The 21,438-nt window shown below is 61.1% G+C and carries 17 protein-coding genes and 2 pseudogenes; 5 read left to right on the top strand and 14 right to left on the bottom strand.

Annotation, left to right across the window (positions count from 1 at the left end):
* Genes bcsB through bcsE form a run of 7 tightly spaced genes read right to left on the bottom strand, consistent with a single transcriptional unit; the run spans window position 1 to window position 9,161 of the window.
* A complete protein-coding gene (gene bcsB, locus KGB23_RS05320) occupies window positions 1-2,289 on the bottom strand; it encodes a cellulose biosynthesis cyclic di-GMP-binding regulatory protein BcsB (protein ID WP_223430197.1) in 2,289 nt (762 codons plus the stop codon).
* The gene (gene bcsA, locus KGB23_RS05315) at window positions 2,286-4,883 is read right to left on the bottom strand and encodes a UDP-forming cellulose synthase catalytic subunit (RefSeq protein WP_223430196.1); all 2,598 of its coding nucleotides are present in this window, start codon (window positions 4,881-4,883) and stop codon (window positions 2,286-2,288) included. The genes bcsB and bcsA overlap by 4 nt, the downstream gene beginning before the upstream one ends.
* The gene (gene bcsQ, locus KGB23_RS05310) at window positions 4,880-5,602 is read right to left on the bottom strand and encodes a cellulose biosynthesis protein BcsQ (protein WP_223430195.1); all 723 of its coding nucleotides are present in this window, start codon (window positions 5,600-5,602) and stop codon (window positions 4,880-4,882) included. Before bcsQ ends, bcsA begins: the two co-directional genes overlap by 4 nt.
* Window positions 5,599-5,835, bottom strand: coding sequence for a cellulose biosynthesis protein BcsR (gene bcsR / locus KGB23_RS05305; protein WP_223430194.1), 237 nt, complete (start codon window positions 5,833-5,835; stop codon window positions 5,599-5,601). The genes bcsQ and bcsR overlap by 4 nt, the downstream gene beginning before the upstream one ends.
* Window positions 5,805-7,436: a cellulose biosynthesis protein BcsG gene (bcsG, locus tag KGB23_RS05300; RefSeq protein ID WP_150655676.1), complete on the bottom strand. Its 1,632-nt coding sequence runs from the start codon at window positions 7,434-7,436 to the stop codon at window positions 5,805-5,807. Before bcsG ends, bcsR begins: the two co-directional genes overlap by 31 nt.
* Window positions 7,423-7,623: a cellulose biosynthesis protein BcsF gene (gene bcsF, locus KGB23_RS05295; protein ID WP_223430193.1), complete on the bottom strand. Its 201-nt coding sequence runs from the start codon at window positions 7,621-7,623 to the stop codon at window positions 7,423-7,425. Before bcsF ends, bcsG begins: the two co-directional genes overlap by 14 nt.
* On the bottom strand, window positions 7,620-9,161 hold the full coding sequence (bcsE, locus tag KGB23_RS05290) for a cellulose biosynthesis protein BcsE (RefSeq protein WP_223430192.1): 1,542 nt from the start codon (window positions 9,159-9,161) through the stop codon (window positions 7,620-7,622). The genes bcsF and bcsE overlap by 4 nt, the downstream gene beginning before the upstream one ends.
* 948 nt (window positions 9,162-10,109) lie before the next feature.
* On the opposite strand from bcsE, the pseudogene KGB23_RS05285 reads away from it, so the two are divergent.
* Window positions 10,110-10,475 (top strand): annotated as a pseudogene (locus tag KGB23_RS05285) (TonB-dependent receptor plug domain-containing protein); the annotation flags it as partial.
* A 470-nt stretch (window positions 10,476-10,945) separates the two neighbouring features.
* Window positions 10,946-11,266: pseudogene (locus tag KGB23_RS05280) on the top strand (acetoin dehydrogenase dihydrolipoyllysine-residue acetyltransferase subunit); the annotation flags it as partial.
* A gap of 86 nt (window positions 11,267-11,352) precedes the next feature.
* On the opposite strand, the gene KGB23_RS05275 reads toward KGB23_RS05280, so the two are convergent.
* Entirely contained in the window at window positions 11,353-12,129 is a 777-nt protein-coding gene (locus KGB23_RS05275; RefSeq protein ID WP_223430191.1) for a hypothetical protein, read from the bottom strand.
* Window positions 12,130-12,198: 69 nt separating this feature from the next.
* Window positions 12,199-12,864 carry a type 1 glutamine amidotransferase gene (locus tag KGB23_RS05270; RefSeq protein WP_223430190.1) on the bottom strand — a complete coding sequence of 222 codons (666 nt, stop codon included), beginning with the start codon at window positions 12,862-12,864 and terminating at the stop codon, window positions 12,199-12,201.
* Between the two features lie 191 nt (window positions 12,865-13,055).
* On the opposite strand from KGB23_RS05270, the gene KGB23_RS05265 reads away from it, so the two are divergent.
* A complete protein-coding gene (locus KGB23_RS05265) occupies window positions 13,056-13,964 on the top strand; it encodes a LysR family transcriptional regulator (protein ID WP_223430189.1) in 909 nt (302 codons plus the stop codon).
* On the opposite strand, the gene KGB23_RS05260 is transcribed toward KGB23_RS05265, so the two are convergent.
* Together KGB23_RS05260 and KGB23_RS05255 are read right to left on the bottom strand one after the other, a co-directional pair.
* Window positions 13,961-15,316, bottom strand: a complete 1,356-nt coding sequence (locus KGB23_RS05260) for an amidase (protein WP_223430188.1) — start codon at window positions 15,314-15,316, stop codon at window positions 13,961-13,963. The two genes, KGB23_RS05265 and KGB23_RS05260, sit on opposite strands and share 4 nt — an antisense overlap.
* A 13-nt stretch (window positions 15,317-15,329) precedes the next feature.
* Window positions 15,330-16,661, bottom strand: coding sequence for an MFS transporter (locus KGB23_RS05255; protein ID WP_223430187.1), 1,332 nt, complete (start codon window positions 16,659-16,661; stop codon window positions 15,330-15,332).
* Between the two features lie 211 nt (window positions 16,662-16,872).
* Between KGB23_RS05255 and KGB23_RS05250 the strand changes: the two genes are divergently transcribed.
* Window positions 16,873-17,910, top strand: coding sequence for a LacI family DNA-binding transcriptional regulator (locus KGB23_RS05250; protein WP_223430186.1), 1,038 nt, complete (start codon window positions 16,873-16,875; stop codon window positions 17,908-17,910).
* A 50-nt stretch (window positions 17,911-17,960) separates the two neighbouring features.
* On the opposite strand, the gene KGB23_RS05245 is transcribed toward KGB23_RS05250, so the two are convergent.
* The 3 genes from KGB23_RS05245 to KGB23_RS05235 form a co-directional block, all read right to left on the bottom strand.
* Window positions 17,961-18,581: a glutathione S-transferase family protein gene (locus KGB23_RS05245; RefSeq protein ID WP_223430185.1), complete on the bottom strand. Its 621-nt coding sequence runs from the start codon at window positions 18,579-18,581 to the stop codon at window positions 17,961-17,963.
* A gap of 98 nt (window positions 18,582-18,679) precedes the next feature.
* Entirely contained in the window at window positions 18,680-19,561 is an 882-nt protein-coding gene (locus KGB23_RS05240; protein ID WP_223430184.1) for an NmrA family NAD(P)-binding protein, read from the bottom strand.
* 58 nt (window positions 19,562-19,619) lie between these two features.
* Complete coding sequence (locus KGB23_RS05235; RefSeq protein WP_150655705.1) at window positions 19,620-20,261, bottom strand: HD domain-containing protein; 642 nt, start codon at window positions 20,259-20,261, stop codon at window positions 19,620-19,622.
* A 105-nt stretch (window positions 20,262-20,366) separates the two neighbouring features.
* On the opposite strand from KGB23_RS05235, the gene KGB23_RS05230 reads away from it, so the two are divergent.
* Window positions 20,367-21,410 carry a GlxA family transcriptional regulator gene (locus KGB23_RS05230; protein ID WP_411741485.1) on the top strand — a complete coding sequence of 348 codons (1,044 nt, stop codon included), beginning with the start codon at window positions 20,367-20,369 and terminating at the stop codon, window positions 21,408-21,410.
* Window positions 21,411-21,438: the final 28 nt, after the last annotated feature.

Below are 21,438 nucleotides of genomic sequence, written 5' to 3'. Positions count from 1 at the left end.
TTACTCCTCGTTCGCCAGCCGACGACGTACGGCCCAGCGCAAGGCGCGCCACAGCAGGAAGGCGGTCAGCAGCACACTCAGGACCGCCATGCCAGCCAGCAGTACTGGATGTTCCGAGAGCTGGAACCAGAGCATCAGCCACCATGGCAAGTAGCCGACAAAGTACTGCTCGCCGACCAGCTGGCTGTTCACGCCGCTGCTGCGGATCATGGCCACGGAACCGGACACGGCGTCGACTTTCCCGTTATCGCTCAGGGTTTCGCGCAGCATCTGATAATCGGGGGCGTTGGTGGCCAGCAGCGCGACAATGCTGCGCTGGCTATGGAAGGGCGACTGCATACCGACGATCGCCGCCATCGGGGCCTTGGCCGACACTTCGATCCGGTTGGCTCCCAGGTTGCGCTCATCGTTGATCTGCCCGGCCCGGGCCGAAGCCTGACCGGCGGCGGCATTCGATGCCTGTATCAGGGAGTCGAGGGTGTGGTCGAGCCACAGGTTGAGGTCCGGCTGATCCCGCAGGTCCGCGGGCAGGGCGCCCAGCACCAGCAGGTCGACGTCGGCTTTCCTGGCGTCATCCCAGTTGTCGCTCAGGTTCAGGGCCAGCGCCGGGAAGCCGGTTTGCGAGGAGATCTTGGCGACCGCCTCGAACAAGGTACTGAGCTGGGTGGCGGTCGGATTGGCCGGCACCACCACCAGGGTCTCCGACAGGTCGGCCATGCGGCTGAACGGGAAGCCGCTGCGAGCGAAAGCGCGCAGGTCCGGCATGGCGATGTAATGGTGATAGCCCGACAGGTCGATGGTCGACTCATCGTCGATCAGAGCCCGGGTGTCTACCGGCAGGGAGGTCTGGCAACGGTCGCGCTGGGAGCTACCGAAGGTGCTGGCGAAACTGAAATCGAAGCGGATGCTGTTTCGATCGCCGATTTTCAGCGCCGGTACCAAGAGGTGGTCGCTGGTGTTCGCCGACTCGCTGGACAGCACCGCCAGGCGCAGTTCCTCCAGACGGCTGTTGGTGTTGCGCAGCAGCGGCAGGCTGGTGATGAACTGGTTGTTTAGGCTGATGTTCAGGCGCGACTCGTCGTTGGTCGACGGCGGCGTGTAGCGGTACTTGGTCTGCAGCGGGATGCCCTGGTTACGCCAGACGAACAGGTCGGGCGGCAGGTTGATGTCGAGGATGATCGGCCGCGGCAGAAGGCCGCTGACCTGCAACTGCTCGGGGTACTTGAGCAGTTCGGCGAAGCGCACCGGGCGATCGGTACGCATCCAGTTGGGGGCGTCGTAGGGCTTGCGTGGCTGCAACTGCTGGACGTTTTCCACCGTCACCCGCGAGCTGCGGAACAGCTCGCCGCCCAAGGCCAGGGCACGGGCGGCCACCGCCAGGTCAGCGTCATTGCGCCCCATCACCAGCAGCACTTTACTGTAGCGGTTGTTGGGGTTGTCGATCAGCTGCACCACCGGCGCCTGCACCAGTGGGAACTTCTCCAGGTCCGCGAGGAACTGTGGCCGATGATCGTTGGTGGCGAACACCACCGAAGGGTTGAGGGTGTCCTGGTCCTGGCTCGCCGGAAGTTGATCGAACAGCACCGGGAACTGGGCGCCGCGCCAACCCGCCAGGCTGCCGAAATAAGAGGCCAGGATGCCGGCGGCGCGCTGTTCGCCTACGGTCGGGGAGTCGGCGAACAGCAGGTTGATGACCGGCTTGCCATAGCCCAGTGCGTCGAAGAATGGCCTCGGGAAGAACGCCAGATCGTTCTGGGTCGCCAGTGCCTGTTCCTGCAGGGAAACCTGGCTGGCGCGGCTGACGTTGACCCACAAGGCGCTGTTGGCCGGGTCTTCGCAAATGTCGGTGTAATGGCCGACGAATTCCAGACGAACGCGGTTGAAATCGGTGACCAGTCGGGGATCCAGGGCGATCTGCTGCGTGGTCTTGCGCCCCAGTTGTTCTTTCTCGATGGGCACCACGCTCATCAGGGTGTCATTCAGGTAGACCCGCATATGCGAGAGCGTCGGCAGCAGCGCCGGAGACGGGGTGTACTCCAGCTTAAGCCTGGCATCGCTGGCGATACGGTCGCGCCGCAGGGTGAATTCGATCTGATCGCTGTTGTGGATTCCCAGCAACAGGCTGTCGGCCGAACGCCCCAGCTGTTCGAAGGTGCGCGCGGTGGCCCAGTTCGGGGCTTTCTGCTCCTGCGCCGGCGGGAGAGTGACAGGCGCCGGGGCGGCCTGCGCGCAGGCGACGGCCAGGAGCGCCAGGCTGGCAAATAGAGATTTGCTGAAATAGCGGCTCATGATGCGTTCACCGTTATAGAAGAAGAGGAGGAGGGGGAAGACGCCAGGGGCATGCGCGGCAGGTAACTGCCCAGCCAGGCCAGCAGGCGCAGGACCGGACCGAACACCACGTGGGTCCAGGCCGGCAGGTATTCGTAGAGCCGGTAGTAACCCTTGGCGCCCAGCTTGAGAATGTCCAGGAAACTGTGCAGTGGCCGGTCCTGTGCGAAGTCTTCGCCCCAGTTCAGCCAGGCGTCGGCCCGGGCGAAGGTGCACTGCACGAAATCGATCTTCTGTTGCTCCGTGAGCTGGGTGAAGCTGATGCCCACGAAGTTCTTCTGGCTACGGCAGACCACGCCGGGAAACAGGAACTCGCGCTGCCCACGCTGCATCAGCAGAGAAACGCGACCGCCCACCGGCAGCGACAGCGGCACATCCACCTGGAACCCGGCGCCGCCGTCGGAGTAGTCCACCAGCATGCCGGAGTAGAAGCGACCGTTATCCAGACGCACGGCCGCCGGCAGCCTGGACTGCACCCTGTGGGTCTGGCGTACCTGCCGCACTTCAGCGGCAATCGCCACCGCGGCACCGATGATCAGCAGGTTGTAGACCACCCAGAGAGTGCTCACCAGCACCGTGCCGAGCTCGGTCGCCGGGCCAGTGAACAAGCGCCAGAAGGCGAAACCCAGGCCCGCCATGTTCAGGGCCGAGAGCACCAGATAGGGCTGGGCGATCTTCCAGTCGAACTGGTTGTGCTCCATCAGGCCGCCTTTGGCCGTGACGTTGAACTTGCCTTTCCGGGGGTTGAACAGCGCCACAGTGGTGGGTCGGGCGATGTACCAGGCCAGTACCGTTTCGTAGACCTCCCCCCAGAACGTCTGGCGAAAACTGCCCTGCATCCGCGAGTTGGTCAGGCTGGCATGGATCATGTGCGGCAGCACGTACAACAGGATCATCAATGCTGGGGCGTAGATGATGTAGGCGTGCAGAAACAGGAAGGCCAGCGGTGCGGTGAGAAACAACAGCCGCGGCAGACCGGCCAGGAAGTGCAGCATCGCGTTGGCATAACAGACCCGCTGGAAGATCGTCAGGCCCTTGCCCAGCAAGGGGTTGTCGGTGCGGAAAATCTGCGCCATGCCGCGGGCCCAGCGAATCCGCTGGCCGATATGCGCCGACAGGCTTTCGGTCGCCAGCCCGGCAGCCTGGGGAATGCGCACGTAGGCCGAGTTCCAGCCGCGCCGGTGCAGGCGCAGCGCGGTATGGGCGTCCTCGGTCACGGTTTCGACCGCGAAGCCGCCGATCTCGTCCAGCGCGGCGCGACGCAATACCGCACAGGAACCGCAGAAGAACGCCGCGTTCCACGTATCGTTGCCGTCCTGCACCAGGCCGTAGAACAGTTCGCCCTCGTTGGGCCGGCGACGGAACATGTTCAGGTTGCGCTCAAACGGGTCGGGAGACAGGAAGTGGTGCGGGGTCTGCACCAGGGCCAGCTTCGGATCGCGCAGGAACCAGCCCACAGTGAGCTGCAAGAAGGAGCGCACAGGGATGTGGTCGCAGTCGAAAATTGCCACCAGTTCGCCATCGATACGGCTCAACGCATGGTTGAGGTTGCCGGCCTTGGCATGCTGGTTATCGGCGCGAGTGATGTAGCCGACGCCGACGTCGGCAGCGAACTGGCGGAAGCTCTCGCGCTTACCGTCATCGAGAATGTAGATGCGCAGCTTGTCCTGCGGCCAGTCGATGCCCAGGGCGGCGTAGACCGTGCCGCGGACCACCGAGAGGTCCTCGTTGTAGGTCGGGATCAGCAGATCGACGGTGGGCCACAGCCGGGTATCGCGAGGCATCTGCGCCGGCTGGCGCCCCAGCGGCCAGCAGGTCTGGATATAGCCCAGGATCAACACCACCCAGGCGTAGGTTTCGGCCGCCAGCAGCAACAGGCCGAAGGTCAGGTCCAGCGGGTTGTTCCAGTTTAGGGTCGAGGTGTAGCGCCACCACAGATAGCGGCAGGACACGATGGTCGACAGGACGATCATCAACAGCGTCGGGAAGCGCCCCGGGATGCGCCGCACCAACATGGCCAGCGCCCAGAGCAGAATCACGAACACCAGTTGGGCGATGTAGCCGAAGGGTTCGGTGATGCACACCAACATCAGCACCACCGCTACCACGCCCACACCGATGTTCAGCCAGCGCTGACAGCGAGGCTCCAGGCCTTTCCACCAGATCTGGCTCTGCCGTACTCGCCGGCTTTGCTGGACATGGCGCGGCAAGGCTTCGAGCAAGGGGCCCAAGCGCATGCCGAGCAGGCGTTGCCGCAGCTGCACGAAGCGCATCCAGCGCGGCCAGCTCAGCGGGCGGCGTGGCCGCAGCGGCTGCACCAGCAGCAACCAGACGCTTTGCACCAGCAAACGCAGCGGATCACCCAGGCTCGGTGGCTTGTTCGCCAACTGCGGATACCAGCGCTGGCGCTGCTCGCGCAACTGCTGCCAGCCCGGCGCCTCCAGGCGCAGGAACAGCCAGGCCAGAGCATTGAGCGAGGCCAGCCAGAGCCCGGTCAGAGGGGGGGTGTCGTACTCGCGACGCAGGTGGGTGTAGGGAAACCAGCGAGCAATCATGCCGTCTCCCGGCGGCGAGCCAGGCACCAGGTCGCCAGGCTCAGCACGTCCTGGGCCGCCAGACTGCCCGGCGCATACAGCCCGACCGGGGTCTTGAACGCGAGCGACTCGCGCATCGCCTCATCGTTGTGCACGGTCAGGGGCAGCAACCGATCGGCGTGGTTCTTGCGCCAGATAAGCATCAGATCGCGTTGCAACTGGCTACCGGGATCGAAACGATTGACCAGCAGCGGACCGCTCACCGTCTCTTGCTGTTGCAGCAGCACATGGCAGGCCGCGTCCGCTTCGGCGACCTGGATAGGGAAATGACAGGGGCCGGTGTTGCCGTGCCCGACCAGGCGCTGTGGCACATCGAACAGTACCCAGTCGTAGTGTTCGGCCAGGCTGGCTTGACGCCTGACCCACAGGGTGTGGTCCTTCGCCAGGCGGCGTTCCATTTCAAGTTGTTCGTCACGGTCGAGGCGGCCATAGGGCAGCAAACTCAGATTTGGCGCCAGGCTCCAGGCCTGGTTGTACCAATTCTCGCCATCGAGCATGCCGCGGGCCCAGCCGCAACTTTCCACGGTCGCCAGGTTGAAGTACAGGCGCAGCAGGTTTTCCGGGCACATGTCCACCACCAGCACCCGCTCGCCCAGGCTGTGCAGGGCGTAGCCTATCCCCGCCAGCAGGGAACTGCTGCCGACACCTCCACGCAACCCGCGCAGACTCAGCGATCTCACGTCCTCACCTCCTGTGGGGTCTTCAGTTGTGTTTCCAGCGGCAGTGCCTCTTCGAGCTCGGCCAATAGCGGCCAGCGCTGCAAGGCGCGGAGCAGTTCCAGTTCGGCGGAAATGTCCACGTACTCAAGGTCCGGCAGCTCCAGCTCAAGCTTCAGTCGGGCGATGTCATCGGCTCGCCCGTTACGGGCATGCACCAAGGCACTCATTTGAAGCGCTGAGGGTAAGGTAGCCATGCACCTTTCTCCTTGATCCGGACATAGGGCTTGCCGGCGTAGTCGAGTACCACGGTGCCGGAGTTCTCGGACACCGCAGGGGTCTGCGGCAGATCGCTCAACAGCGCCTGCCAGTCCAGCCCCTGGCCCTCGGCCTGAGGAGCGGCGGCATACAAGCGGGCGATGATTTCGGACAAGGCCAGGTAACTGCTGGGTGCGCTGACATGCAGCGGCGCTGAATTCGCCGCGGAACCCATGCCGATCAGCTTGATGCCCACCGGCACGTGAGTGATCGACGGGCTCGGAATCTCGCGCATGCCGGAGATCTGCATGCGGTCGCCATGCAGCGCCGCGCCGTGCTCGGGCACTATCACCACGGCCACGCGTCGACCGCTGCGCTCGAGCTCCTTGATAAAGGCCGTCAGGTCGTCGATCAGGGCCTGGGCACGAGGTTTGTACTCGGCGCTCTTGGTGCCGCCGTCGGCGGTCAGCGCTCGGTTGCCGTCGTGCAGCGTGGTGGTGTTGTAGAACAGTGCCACGCGCGAATCCTGGTTGTTCTCGCGGTGCTGCCACCACTTGTCCAGGACTTCCCGGTCGCGCCAGATCGGCGAGCCGTCGAAGCCCACCAGCGCCCGCGACAGGTTCGAGGCGTTCACCGCCGGATTGGGCAGAGCCCCTTGGCTGCGGACTTCATCGAGGAAGCCTTCGAACTGCCCGGTGTGGTTGAGCATCACTTCGCTGGCAAACCCGAGCTTGCGCAGATCGTCCATCAGCAGGCATTGTTCCGGCGCCACGCCGTAGAGCTTGTTGTGCGGTTGCTGACCACAGCTGGCGCGCAATAGGCGTATCGCCGCCGGGCCGCTGTAGGCGGTGGCCGAGTTGAAGTTGTCGAACACCACATCCATCTGCTGCAACAGCGGGTTGTCCCGCAGGCCCACGGCGTCCAGGTCGTCCCAGGCCATGGAGCAGATATTGATCAACAGCAGATCGAACGGCTGGGCCGCCGAGGTCGAGGGTTTGAACTCGACGCGCCGGCCGGCCTCGGTGTCATAGAACTTCTGCAGGTAGTCGTCCAGCGTCGCGCTGTCGGGCTCGGCGTTGCTGACCACTGCGCTGGCAGAAGCCGTGCCGGGGTTCGCAGCCTGTTGCGCGGGCGCTTGCAACGCCAGCAGGTTGGCGCTGCCCAGCAACGCCAGCCAGCCCAGGGTCAGTGTGGTCAGGCGCAGCCACTGGCTGACGAACAGGTAGGCCACCACCACGATCAGCAGCAGCCCGCAGAGGTTCCAGTCGATGAAACGACCGGCCAGCTCCAGTAGGTATTCACCGGTGAAGTTCAGTACGCCGGGTTGGTCCAACAGGCGGCTGAACGGCGGTAACCAAGAGTCCTGATAAAACAGAGCCACCCCCAGCGGCACGGCGATAAGCCAACGCAGAAGGCTCGCATGGCGATTGCGCAACGGCACCAGCAAGACGGCAGCGAACACCAGATTGGGCAGGATCTGCAGGTTGAGGTAACCGCCCCAGAACAACAGCAACTTGATCAGGAAGTACAGGTTCCACAGGCCCAGACCCGGCCAGCTCCACGCAGGTTGCGCGATGACGGGGATTTCAAGACGGCTCATGGGACTCACTTTGGGCAGGTTGCGGGGTCGTACGCCGACGTACGCCACGGGATTTCAAGTAACGCGGGCGCAAGTAACGCTCAAGCCCGTGCCTGATACGCTGACCGAAATGGCTCAGCAGCAGCGCCAGCGCCAGCGTCAGCAGACTGCTGGCGGCAATCACCTGCAGCAGATCGGAATACATCATGCGCAAGGTTCCGTGAGCGAAAGGGTGATGCGGTGTGGCGTAAAGCCGGTCAACCCGACGGACTGCGACAGGTTGTCGATGACCCGTTCATCCGCCAACCGGAAGGTCTCGGGCAATTCGGTCGCCTCGATAAAGCCCTTGCGCGGCAAGCGATCCACCGACGACAACGACTCGCAGGCGCTGAAAATATCGGCCCATGGCAGGCGGCATATATTGCCCAGTGCCGGCTCCAGGCCATCGGCGCGGCAGGCGAACAGAAACAGATAGAAGGTGCCGTCCAGCACGCAAGCGATGTCGCCATAACGGCGCAGATTGATCTGACTCAGGTATTGCTCGACCTGGAGCCCGCCACGTGGCTGCAGTTTCAGCAACTGGTGGCTGATCTCGCCCGAGGCGCCGCTGTACACCTGATCCAGGGTTGCGATGAACGTGCTCGGTGTCAGCAGCCCGCGAACATGAGGGGGGTGCATGCGGTCGTACAGGGTCTGGAAATCAATGTCGCTGCGGTAATGCCAGAGCTGCCCCTGCACGCTATCGGTCAGGCTTAGAAAGTGCGCCAGCGAGGCCTTCAGCGGCACGATCAGATTGGCGCCGCAGGCCAGCAGCAGACGCTCGTCGCGGTAGCGCAGGCAGGGCTCCATTTCGCGAACGATGATTTTCAGTGCCGAGCCGCACTGATTGCGCAATTTGTGCAACTGACGGGCAAGGTCTTCGACCTGGTCGTTGCCTTCGATGGCCACGATCACGCTAGCGGCTCGCATCTTGAGGGCGTGCAGCAGCAACTCGTCACGCCCCTCGAACAGTCGCCATTGCTGGGACAGCGGCGGTGCGCCTTCGAGTACGCTGCGCTGGGTCAGGTAGACGCGCCGGTCATCGGTGCGGATGGCTTGAGGGCTGCCACGTTGCGCCTGGCTCAGGCCAAGAACGCCGTCGGCCTGCTCCAGTTCGAATTCTTGGGCGGTACACACGCCCAGCTCGTTGTGCCAGAAGTGCAGCTGATAACGGATGCTGCCATCACGCCGATACAACTGCGCCAACCCCGACAACTCTTCGTTGAGGCCCACCAGTTCGGCATGCACCGCTGGTTCCTGGCCGTGGCACAGCACCACCAGCGTGCAGCGACGCTGGCGTAACCACTGGCGCACTTCTTCGCACCATTGCTGCAGAGACCGGGCGTCGAAGCGCCGCCAGGCCAGGGCCGGTAATAGCAGGAGGATTTGACTGCCTCGGGTCCTGACGCTGCGATGCAACTCGGACACCCAGGATTTCAGGGCCATCCCGAGATCATCGTCGGCTACTTCGAAGAGCCGCAGGCGCTCCGGGCCAAACTCGCCGTCGAGGTTTTCCAGCAGGGTCCGGGGATCGCATCCGCCGCATACCAGTGTGGTTGGCTGGGCTTGTGGCAAGGCGCTCAGGAACTGAAGCGCAAGCGTCTCGGCATCGCTGTTCAGGTCGACGGAGACCCAGTACAGGCCGCCTTGACGCAATAACACTTGCTCATCCTGCAAATGCCGGATGCCTAAGCTGACATGACTCAAACTGACCTCTGCGTACCAGAAAAATACCTTAAACCAACCGGGCCGCGAGCCCTATGCAAAAAACGATCCTCTACCGCCTTCTTACCTGTGAACCGGGTGTGCAACGGCCGCTGCAAAGGAGCTGCCATCTGGCCGGAATACCTCGAAAAAACGTTCAGGGATGAACCTTGCGCCTGACATGATCTGAATCATCCTTGCTGCTGGACGGGGCAGACCCGTTCATGTGCCATTTGCCATATTCGGATGCGAAAACAATCCGCGGCATTCGGTGTCTGGCTCGTGTGACTTCTTGAACCATCCACGGCAGAGCCTCGGGTTCCCGTAAAGCCGGGACTCGCGGCGTACAATCATCGAGTGTTTGTTCGACGGCAAATCAAGTTGCTGGTCTGTGCATTTCGATACGGGCCCGGTACGCAATGATTGCCACAAGCAGCGCAACGTACAGGCAGGTGCAACCACGGTTTCGAAGCTTATCCGCTGCTTGTCGTGTCGGTTAAGCAAGTCGACAACAGGGGCGATATCAAAATGATACCGTCAATTTTTTGAATTGTCCAAGAGTTGTTTCGAGAATTTTCATTGGAAACAACCCAGTGGCGCCATAAAAATGGCGTTTCGCGCTCAAAGCACCCCTCAAGCAAGTCCGGTATTGAGTCCATTCCTGTTTCTGGAATAAAAGAAACCCCTTGGATTTCAATGGGTCGGACGCTAGATGCGAGTCTCGTTTCCCGCTCCAAATATAGAAAAATCGCCACTCATTGAGTGGCGCCTTTTTTGCGCGGGCGACAGACGAAAAAAGGACTTTTAGCTCATTAGCGCCATCAGTTGGGGGGCCTCGAGTACGCTAATCGCTCAGTTCAAGGTGCACCTGTTCCAGTCACAAGTTGCGCAAGTAGGCCATGGGCGCAAGAGAATGAAGCCGGGCAGGCGCCAACCGAAACAACGAGCACCATGACGCTGCCCGAGCAGTCGATTGTGGGTATGCAGACCGAGGCGCCAACCGTGTCGGTGGGGACCAAGGTACCGTTGCGTCTTCGCGAAGTGCCGCAGACCATCAACGTGATCGGCCAGGAACGTATCCAGAAGCAGAACCTCTATACCCTCGAGGATGCCCTGGGCAAGGTCGGCGGTGTCACCGTGCAGCGTATCGACGCCAGCCGCTTGAGTTTTTTCTCCCGTGGCTTCGAGATCACCTCGTTGCAGCTGGACGGCACGCCGACCACCATGGACAACCGGATTTTCCTTTCACCTGATCTGACGATGTATGACCGCGTCGAAGTGCTCAAGGGACCGTCCGGCAGCCTGACAGGCGCCGGCGGCCCCGGCGGCAGTATCAACCTGGTGCGCAAACGCCCGTTGGCCGAGGCGGCGGTATCGGCTGAAATCAGTGCCGGCTCCTGGGACGACTATCGAGGCATGGTCGACGTCACCGGCCCGTTGACCGACAGCGGCAACGTGCGTGGACGCCTTGTGCTCAGCGATCGCAAGCAAGGTTTCTACTACGACGGTGGCGGTAAACGCGAGTCGAACCAGATCTATGGCGTCGTCGACATAGACCTGACGCCAGACACCGTCTGGACCCTCGGTGCAAGCAATCAGAATACCGATATCCAAGGCGCCCAGCGCTCCCTGCCTGCCTATCGCTACACCAACGTTGCTGGTGAAGCCGCCATGTCGCTGCCGGATGTTTCGCGCAAGAATTTCTACGGCGCGGACTGGAACCGCGATTACTTCTGGAGCACTGCGGTGTTCACCGAAGTCGAGCACCAGTTGGGTGACGGCTGGAAAACCCCGAGCTGGTCAACCGGCAGATGCTCGAAGACATGCTCAAGTACAAGCGCCTGGAAGGAGTGGGCGCGGCCCTGCGCCTGCTGGTTTCAGGCTTGTTCAAAGAAGGACGGCAACAGCTCGATCTGCGCGGCGTGGTGCAGGACGGCGGGCTGCCAGCGTTGCTGATCTGGGGCAGTGACGACGCGATTATTCCGGTGAGCCACAGCGCCGGGCTGAAGGCCCAGGTCGAGGTCCTGCCAGGTCAGGCGCACATGGTGCAGATGGAAGCGGCCGAGCAGGTCAACCGATTGATTCTGGATTTTGTGCAACAGCACTGATGCCCCCTCCTGGCGGCATCTCGCGGGGCGCCAGGACCAACGATTTCAAGGAGATTTCGCTATGCTGATTTACGACGGTGGGGCTGTCACGGATCGGGCACACAGCGCCAACCGCCAGCTGGAATGAATGTGCCGAGTGAAGACATGACGGCTTCATTGGTGAAAATATCCGGGGCAAACGGGTCCACCGATGATGGCAGCAGGCATTGGCCAGTTTTGGCGGGGAGCGTTGAGCACTCGATTTTCCATGGAGTTTCTCCGGCGTGATGCCGGCCAAAAGACAGTTCGCAGGCGAACAGGGAAACAGGGTTTATTGAGCTTTCGGGTTGGCTGAACGTTTCGCGCAAATGAGGGCCCGGTGTCAGCGGTGTGGGACGGCTGGCGGCGAACAGAAAATAGTCCCCGGCCAATAGCAGACAGCCCTGACGCGATGGTTCATTCATCGCTTGCAACCATTGGCCACGACAAGCGACGAGGGAGTCGGGCAAGCGATCCCAAATTTCGTAGTAACTTTCGTCCAGAGCGGTTTCGATCAGGCACTCACTGGTTTCAAAGTGCATGCGACCAATGTCTTCAGCCCCACTGGCCGGCTGATAGTCCATTTTGCGATGCCATTGGCAAATGTCGGCGTCTATCTGGGTCACCCCGGCGAAACCTTTCTGTTCACACATCGCCAGATGATGAGAGTGGCTGAGATCTTCGAGCGCCAGACTTGGGAGCGGATTGGAGGGGATTCGCAGGTCGGCAAACAGTCGCGGTGTCTGTAGCCAATACACGGCCGTTTCGCTGTCCGAACGCCCTGAGCGGTACTGGATCAAACGCCGCTTCCATACGCCGAAGTAACATTGCGCAACCTTATGCATAGATATTCCCTGTGTTACGCGTCGCGTTTGGTTATCCACCTGTCTTCATCGACTCAGTGGTGTCCCCCCTCACTTCGACCATGACGCCGACCAACGATCGAGTAATCCGAAGAACCACTGATGCATACGGGCGTAACAGGCTTCATCCGAAGTTGAGGGCATAGGTAGTGGCGACTCGGCAGCAAAACGGCGGTTGAGTGCATTCACAATCTGCGGCGTCCATTCCGGGTGAAACTGCAGTCCAATCATCCCATCGCCGACAGAGTAAGCCTGATTCTCCCAGTCTGATCCCCTGGCCAGATGCCTGGCCCCAGCCGGCAGCGCAAAACCGCGTTCGTGCCACTGCAGCACCTGCATGTAATGCCCGCCATTCTCACCATCCCCTATGAACTCTACCTCGCACCATCCCCCCTCAGGGTGGTCGATGGGGGCAACCTGCGCCCCGAGCCGATCAGCGAGCAGTTGCCCGCCCAGGCAGATACCGAGCACCGGCTTGGCCTTGCGCAGCAAGTTGCCAAGCCAGACCTTTTCTTGCTCCAGCCAAGGTGGGCAATCCGCCCCTACCACATTGAATGGACCTCCCAACAACACGTAGGCATCGTAGTCTTCGTGCGTCGGCAACAGCCCTAGATCACCGCGAAACAGTTCGATGGCGACATCACGACCCAGAGCCCAATCGGCCAGGGCGCCAGGGCCTTCTTCTGCCAGATGCTGAATGCAAGCGATCTTCTTCATGTGGCGTTCCCAAAAATAGCCAATACGAACTCCAAAGCGTGCATAGCAAACTCCTTACCGCAGGTCGGGACAAAGTGGATTATGCGTATCGGACCAAGCATCGCCTCTCCTTGCCGAGGCAAAAAACGTTCGCTATTCTCCGTCATCAAACTTGCTTTTCAATCCACGAATATTCAACAATTATTGAACAAATGGAAACATTCGATCTAGCGACCCTGCGCCAATTCCTGGCCCTTGCGCGCCACCAAAACCTGTCCGATGCCGCTTCGGAACTGCACCTGAGCCCGAGTACTCTGTCCAAGGGGCTGAAGAGACTGGAACAAGCCTTGCAGACCACGCTGTTCGACCGCCAAGGGCGCAATCTGCGCTTGAATGCCGACGGCGCGCGATTGCTTGATCGGGCTGCAGCGCTGATGGCCAATGCCGATCAGATGCGTAGTGAGTTTCTGGGGACTCGCGGTAGTTTCCACTGCCGGATCTCCGGGCCGGCGCTGTTGCAGTTGAATTGGGGACGGCGCATAGCCAGTTTGATCGGCGAACGCTTTCCCGGTGCTCAAGTGGCTTTCGGCAACGAGAAGGAAGACGAAGCGCTCAGTGCCTTGGCCCGCGGTGAGGCGGATCTGGCACTGGTGACCACGGCAGCGCTAGGGGCTCTCGACCCGCGCCATATCGCACTGAACATCGGACTGACCCGCTTTGAAGTGGCCGTCGGCGCAAACCACCCGCTCACCCTCGCAGGCAACGGCCCATGCGCCACGGTGACCGAGGTTCTGAAATACCCCTTCGTGGTACCTGCACAGCCGCCGTTTCGCGGGCTGCAAGGTGGGCCGGCCACCGACGGCTGGCGTGACGATCAGCAACCGCGCATCATCCGTTACCGCAGCGATGACCTTCTTTTGGTTGATGGCCTTGTACGCGCGGGTTTGGCTCTGGCCTATCTACCGGACTATGCGCTGGCCGAACTTCAGCTGTTACGGCTCGATCTGACTGACAACCCGTTCTCCTGCACCCAACAGGTGGTGCTGGTTTATCGCCCCAGCACCGCCAGCGGTTGGCTCAATTATGTGGTTGAGGCGATGAAGTCCGAGGCGGTTACCTAGTCCCGCACGAATCGCTGCGCCATCACCCGCAACAAACGATCATCCTCTCCCGCGGCGCCAATCACCTGCAGCCCCACAGGCAGTCCCCTCAACAGTCCCACCGGCAGGCTGATCGCAGGCAGCCCGGTGAGATTCCAGGCACTGGTATGGCTGAGCAACGCGGCGCGCACATCGATGTCCTGCTCACCAACCCGAACCTCGCGCGCATCGACCGCTGTCGCGGTAATCGGCACGCTGGGCGAGACAAGAAAGTCATAGCGCTCGAACAAGCGCGCCATCGCCTCCTTGAGCCGTGCTTGGCTGGCTTGTGCGCGGATGTATTGCCAGCCCCTGACTTCACGCGACAATTCGAGGCGCTCGCGCACCTCCTGCTCGAACGTGTGCGGTGCATCCTGCATGCGTTCGGCATGCACATCGAAGGCCTCGGCGCGTTGCAGCACCAGCAGCGTGTCTTTCATTTCGGCCACCAACGGCTCGAGTTCAGCAGTATCCTGCAGCGCCTCGCCAAATAGCCGCTGCGCCGCCTGGAATACCTGCCGATCCAGCTCGGCGTCGACTGGGCCGAAGCTGCCGGTGGTGATCCAGCCAACCCGCAACGGTCGAGGGCTGGCCATCGGCGCACAAACTCGCCCAGCCACCACTTCGAACAGTAGTCGCGCATCCTCGACGTGGTTGGCGATCGGGCCCACGTGGTCGAGGCTCGACGACAGCGGGAACACCCCCTCCAGCGGCACGCTGGCAAACGATGGCTTGAAGCCGACCACTGCGCACAACGCCGCCGGAATCCGGATAGATCCGCCGGTGTCGGTGCCCAGCGCCAGTGGCACCATGCCGCTGGCCACCGCCGCGGCGCTGCCGGCGCTGGAGCCGCCAGTGATGCAACTGGCATCCCAGGGGTTACGTGCCGCGCCTTGCAGCGAGCGGTCGCCGGTCGGGCCGTAGGCGAATTCGTGGGTCAAGGTCTTGCCGACAATGACCGCACCCGCCTCGCGCAGGCGCTGCACGCACAGCGCATCGCGGCTCGGCTTGAAGCCTGCGAAATGCGCCGAACCGTAGGTGGTGACGTGGTCGAACGTGTCGATATTGTCTTTGACCGCCACCGGTATGCCATGCAGCGGGCCCAGGTCCAGCCCCTGGGCAAACAGCTCGTCGGCCTTGCGCGCCTGGGCCAGTGCCACGGGTGCATCGACATGAACGAAGGCGTTCAAGGTCGGATTCAGGCGCTCGATGTTGTCCAGGGCTGCTTGGGTCAGCTCGACGCTCGTCAGGCTGCCCGCGCGCAGGCGCTCGGCCAGCGCGATGACCGATTGACCAAAAAAAGATCCAACGTGAACAGGCTTCGCCAGGCTCATACAAACAACTCCATCAAACTGCTGCGGCTAAAGGGGAAGGGCTGGTTTGCCGGCTGCCGGGACGCACCATCAGCATCGCGCTCATGCCCAGTGCAGTGGCTACCGCCGCTGCCACGAACATCGACGAGTAGCCATAACGCACGGTCAGGTAGCCGGTCAGCATTGGCGCGATGAACGAAGCGGTGTTGGCGATGAAATGGGTCATGCCGCTGTAGGCACCGACCCGGTTGGACGGCGCGGTGTCGATCACCACGGCCCAGTAAACCGAGTTGGGCAGCGCGTTGAGGGCGTTGGCAAGGGTCATCAGGGCAATCACGCCCCACACGGTCTGGGCCTGCGATACCAGTATGAAACAGAGCGTGGTCAACAGCAGGCAGGTCGCGGCCAGCCAGCTGCGTGCCACCTTCAGGTTGCCGGTGCGGCGCAACAGCAGGTCAGAGAGCTTGCCGCCCAGTAGCACGGTGAAGCAGGCGCCGGTCCACGGAATCATGCCCATGTACCACAGCGACGACAGGTTGTAGTGGAACTCGTCCTGCAGGTATTTGGGGGTCCAGGTCAGCAGCAGGAACGTCACGTACACGAACGAGAAGTAGCCGACCGCATTGAGTATCAGGTCCTTGTTCTTGAAGAAATGCCATACCGGCGCAACGCTGGTGGTCGGGGTTGAAGCATTGGCTGCCGCGGCGCGTTCCCGTCGCAGGAAGTCGAGCTCGGCCTTGGACACCCGCGGGTTCTCATCGGGGGTGTTGGTGAAGCGCGTCATGAAGAAAATCAGCAGCGCCAGGCTGACCACGCCCAGCACCACGAACATGCTGCGCCAGCCGCCAGTCAGGGTTTGCAGACCTACCGCTACCGGAGCGGTGAGCAGCGCGCCCAGTGGTGTGCTGAGCAGTCCAACCGAGACCACGAAGCCGCGCTCTTTGGGCGTGGCCCAGTTGGCCACGCTTTTGTTGATCACCGAGTAGGCCGGGCCTTCGGCAAAGCCGAACAGCACGCGGATAGTGGCGAAACCGGCCATGGCCGAGCCTCCCATGAAGGCCAGCCCGAGGTCACCGGCAAATGCGGTGGCAATCTCGAAAATCGACCAGGTGGCCCCCGCAATCAGCCAGATGCGCTTGGCGCCAAAGCGGTCGGCCAGGATGCCGCCGATCAACGCCCCGAGGATGTAGCCATAACCGAAGTAACCCAGGACTTTGCCCCAGTCGGCCTTGTCGAAACCGTACTCCGGGAGAATGCTCGCCGAGGCATAGGCAATCGCGCCGCGGTCAATGTAGTTGAGCAGTGCCATCAGCATGATCAGGAAGAAAATCTGGTAGCGGAAAGACGGAATAGCTGCGCTCTTCATAGGGATCTGACTCTTCAAAATGATGGCAGAAGTCAAAAAGTCGGCCGCGTCCGGCGTATTTTTATTGTGTTACCCAAACGTTTGGGTAAGCGAAATGTAGATACGGAAAAAGTTTTAGTCAATCGTTTGGGTAAAGGTTTATTTTCCGGGAAGAGGGCACGGTTGAGGTAGAATCGCGCGCTGAATAATGCACGGTGGAAGACTCTCAAACATGCCGAATGAATCTCGCCCCGCCACCTTGAAGTCCATGGCGACTGCACTCGGGTTGCACGTCTCCACGGTGTCGCGGGTGCTCAATGGCGATCCGACCGGGGTCGAGCGAGCGGCGTCGGCTGAGGTGGTGGCGCGGATCCGCGCACTGGCCAAGGAGCTGGATTATCGGCCGAACACGCAGGCATCCAACCTGAAATTGCGCAAAAGTCAGGAGATCTGCGTACTCATGCCACGCCTCACCGACCTGGTGATGGCGACCATTTATGACAGCATCGACAGCGCGGCGGAGGAGGCCGGCTACCTCACGTTCGTCTCCAATACCGACGACCTGCAGCCGCGCCAACTGGCACGTGCCGAGCACGCCTTGCGCCGCTCAGTGGCCGGGCTGATCGTGGGTGACTCGCACGTGGGTGAAAGCCAGCCCCTACTCGATCTGCTCGCACGCAAGCACATTCCCTACGTGCTGGTCAGCCGGCAGATTGCAGGACACCTCTCGGCGGCCAGCGACGACGAATTGGGCGGCTGGTTGGCGGCCGAACATTTGTATCAACTGGGCTGTCGCGATGTGGCGATCCTGGCGGGTGAACGGCATGCGTCCACCGGGGCTGATCGTACCCGCGGGTTCATCCGCTATTACCGTGAGCAAGGCGTCGCCCTGCGCCCGGAGTGGATCCTCAATGGTCCTTTTGACAGCCACACCGGACACCAACAAGGCGAGTATCTGTTGGGGCTCAACCCACGCCCACAGGCGTTTTTCGCGGTCAACGACTTCCTTGCCATTGGCCTGATGGGCGCCGCCCGCGACAAAGGGTTGCAGCCGGGCAGGGACATTGCCGTCGTCGGCTTCAACGACATCCCGCTAGCCAATGAACTCATCGTTCCACTGACCAGCGTGCGCCTGCAGATGGCACAGATGGGGCGGCATGCGGTTGAGTTGCTGCTCAAGCGCATCAAGGGCGAGGCCGCAGAGTCCATCATCCTTGCGCCGCAGTTGCAGGTGCGGGCGAGTTCCTCGCTCTTGCGCCGCGTTGATTGAGGGGCGGCTGCACGGCCCTTCGCCACACAATAAGGTCTGCCGGGTAGCACTTAGTGATTTTGGAACGCTTTCAATCCTCGCTGTACTGCGGGCCTGGCTTCGATCGCGTCGAACCAGCGTGATAAGCGTGAAAGCACTGCCCAATCCAGCCGGTCACGAATTGATGCCGCAATGGTGAAAGCAGAGATGTCCGCCATGGAAAACTGATCTCCGGCCATAAAGTCTCCGGTAAGAAACCGTTCTGCATAGACAAGTTGTTCAATGACGCGCAGATCGATGACGGTGGCCGCATCGATTAATCCCGCTTGGCGCAGGAAAAATGCCGCATGGCTGGGCCCGATTACGTCCGTTACGAAAAAGAAGTAACGATCAAACACCCTGTCGCGCTCTGGTCCGGGATGCGCCGGTGCGAGTCGACCGGGAGCTTTGGCATCAGCGAACTGAATGATGGCGTTTGATTGGTTGATGACCCGTGCCGGTGTCGACGTATGGTCGACCAGGTTTGGGACTTTTCCTGCCGGATTAAGCGCCAGGTACGCCAAGTCGCGCTGCTCATTCGCTTGCAGATTCAGTCTCCGTGCCGTGTAGGGGATACCTGCTTCTTCCAAGGCTATCGCAGCCCTCAGACTGTTGCCGGTTTGAGCGCCATACAGCTCGATTTTTGGGTTCATCAGGCACTCCATTGGAAATGAATGGACAATCATTGGATGCTAAGTGAAAAGCGACGTACGCGTATGTCTTCAAGACCAAGCGCATACGCCCATAGTGATCACACCTCGAATGCTTGCCGGTTTGCGCGTACGAAGTCACCCACCGTTTGAGGCGCTTGTCCGGTGATTTGGCCAATAACCCCGTCCTCACCGCTAAAGATTCCGTTCTGGTAATCGATCGCGACTGCGAGGAAGTGCTGGATCACAAACTCCGGCAGATCGTAGGTCTCCAGATGCTGGCGATACTCTTCCAGGGTCGAAGGGCTGTAGGTGATGGTGCGGCCTGTGATGCCGCTGATTTCGTCGGCAATCTCTTGATGGTTCAGCTCGACAGGGCCGTACAACGGATAGGTTTTCCCGATATGGCCAGACGGCTGTGTGAGAACGGCGGCGATCAGTCGCGCCTGGTCTTCAGCGGCGATGGGTGCATGTCGGCCGGTGCCGTATGGCAGCGTGATCTTGTTCTCTTTCACGATCTGATCAAGCACCCACGGAAAGATCAGCCACTCGGAAAAGAACGTCGGACGGATGTGCACGGTGGGTACGCCCGACCAGTCGAGTACACGTTCCGCAATCCAGTGGTCGCGCGCGGCGTGACTCAAAGAGTCTTCCCGAGCAGAAATCTGCGACATCTCCACAACGACCTCGACGCCGGCTCGCCGGGCTGCATCGGCAAAGTAGGCAGTTGCCTGAATGTAGCCAGGACGCACGGGATAGCACAGGTAGGCGCCTGTGACCCCCTCCATCGCACGAATAATGTCGTCATGTTCAAGGAGATCGCCCACAAATATTTCGGCACCTTCGCTCTGGAGCGCTGCACTGCGCTCGTCCTCCTGGTGCACAAAAGCCCGAACCGCATGACCTCCGTCGAGAAGGTGGCGAATGGTGTAGGCGCCGGTTTTTCCCGTAGCGCCGGTGACGAGGTATTTACGTTGCTGCATGGTGAATACTCCAAAGTAAAGGAACACACATTGCTCGCGCCGATATCACGTATCGCCGTCAGCTATCGAAAGGAGCGTGATCAATCAGGTCGCACACATTCGGGCAATCGAACCCGTGCACGTGACGACGTCCGACATCCGCGAGCCCGGTGCCAATCGCCGTGTGAGGTTTCTTCCGGGCCACTTCAGCGACTGCTTGGGTAAACGCGGCTTTCATTCCAATGCGCGGGTAGAGGGCCAGCGTATCCTCGACCAGCGATGGCGTGATTTCCTCCAGCCGTAATCCCATCACGTCGACATGGGCGCCCATGTAGATCAGGGCGATCTCTGGCTGTTTGCGGTCGGCGATGCCGGCGCTGGAGTGAAGTGCGATCGCATCCCAAACCAGCTCGGCTTTCGATTCCGGGTAACCGTTTTCCAGCAGGAAGCGGCTGGCAGCGTCGGCGCCGTCGACTTCAAAACGTTGGTCGGCTGCAAATTCGTACGTCAGACCCAGGTCGTGCAGCAATGCGGCGAGATAGACGGCCTCGCGGTCGTATTTCAGGCCTCGCTGCTGGCCGAGGAATTCGGCAAACCACCACGTGCGATGCACATGGTGCAGGAGCACTGTCGAGTGAACGCGTTCGACGAGGAAGGAGGCCTTGCGAGCGAGTTCAGAGTCTGGAGCGCTGAAGCCGCCGATGATCACAGGTGTACTCATGTTTGCTCCCGGGGGATGAAGTGGGCTCGCCGTTCATTCTAAATAGTTGCAATTGGCAAAATTGACTATATTAAGATGATTTGTGCCAATATCCGTGCCAGGCCAATGCGGGAGATCGCTGTGAAAATAACGACGAAATCAAACCATTCCTTTGTCGGCGTGAGGCAAAAACGAGTGGTGATCTTGGGTTTGCCGCCCGTGGACTCGCTTGACGTGATCGGCCCGGCAGAGGTGTTCGCCTATGCAAACAACCTGCACCGCGGCGACTCTGCTCCCTATGTACTTGAGCTCGTTTGCGCGGGCGCCAATGAACACCTGGAAAGCAGCACCGGCATCGCACTCATGGCGCACAAGACGCTTGAACAGGAGCGTCTTGAAAACAAGGCGATCGATACGTTGATCGTGACGTCGGGCTGGAAAGCCATGGATCAGCTGGATCAGACGGCCATCGAGTGGATCCGCACGCGAGCCAAAAATGTCAGGCGTGTGTGCTCGATCTGTGTCGGGGCCTTCGCCTTGGCCGAAACAGGGCTTTTGGACGGTCGAAAGGCAACAACCCACTGGCGGATGGCGCGCAGCCTGGCCGATCGTTATCCCAACGTGCAGGTGGATCCCGACCCGATTTGGGTCAAGGACGGCAACCTGTACACCTCGGCAGGCATCTCGGCGGGAATCGATCTTGCGCTCGCATTGGTCAGCGAAGACCTGGGTGACGACATCGCTTTGGAGATCGCGAAAAATCTGGTTCTGTTTCTGCGACGTCCAGGCGGCCAGGCACAGTTCAGCGTCGCACTCCAGGCGCAGCATGCGACAGGTTCGAACCTGGATGAGTTATGCGTATGGATCAGTGAACATCTACATTCGGAGCTTTCGGTCGAGATACTTGCAGACAGGCTCGCCACCAGTGTGAGGACCTTGATTCGCATGTTTCAGAGGGAGTTCAAGACAACGCCTGCGAAGTACGTCGAGGACGTCCGGGTCGAAGCGGCCTGTCGGCAAATAGAGCTGGGAAGGCGGTCGATGGAAGAGGTTGCGCGCCGATGCGGCTACCACAGTGTCGACGTGCTCAGAAAAGCCTTCGTGCGACGCATGGGGGTGAGTCCAAAGGAGTACGCACAACGTTTCGCGCCGGTTAACGAGCCCGCTTAGGCATGCCCAATGGTCATGAGCTTGCTCG

Origin of the sequence: Pseudomonas sp. GL-B-26 (genome assembly GCF_019947405.1) — a bacterium.
Taxonomy (GTDB): Bacteria; Pseudomonadota; Gammaproteobacteria; order Pseudomonadales; family Pseudomonadaceae; genus Aquipseudomonas.
This window is presented reverse-complemented; position numbering and strand designations above follow the sequence as displayed.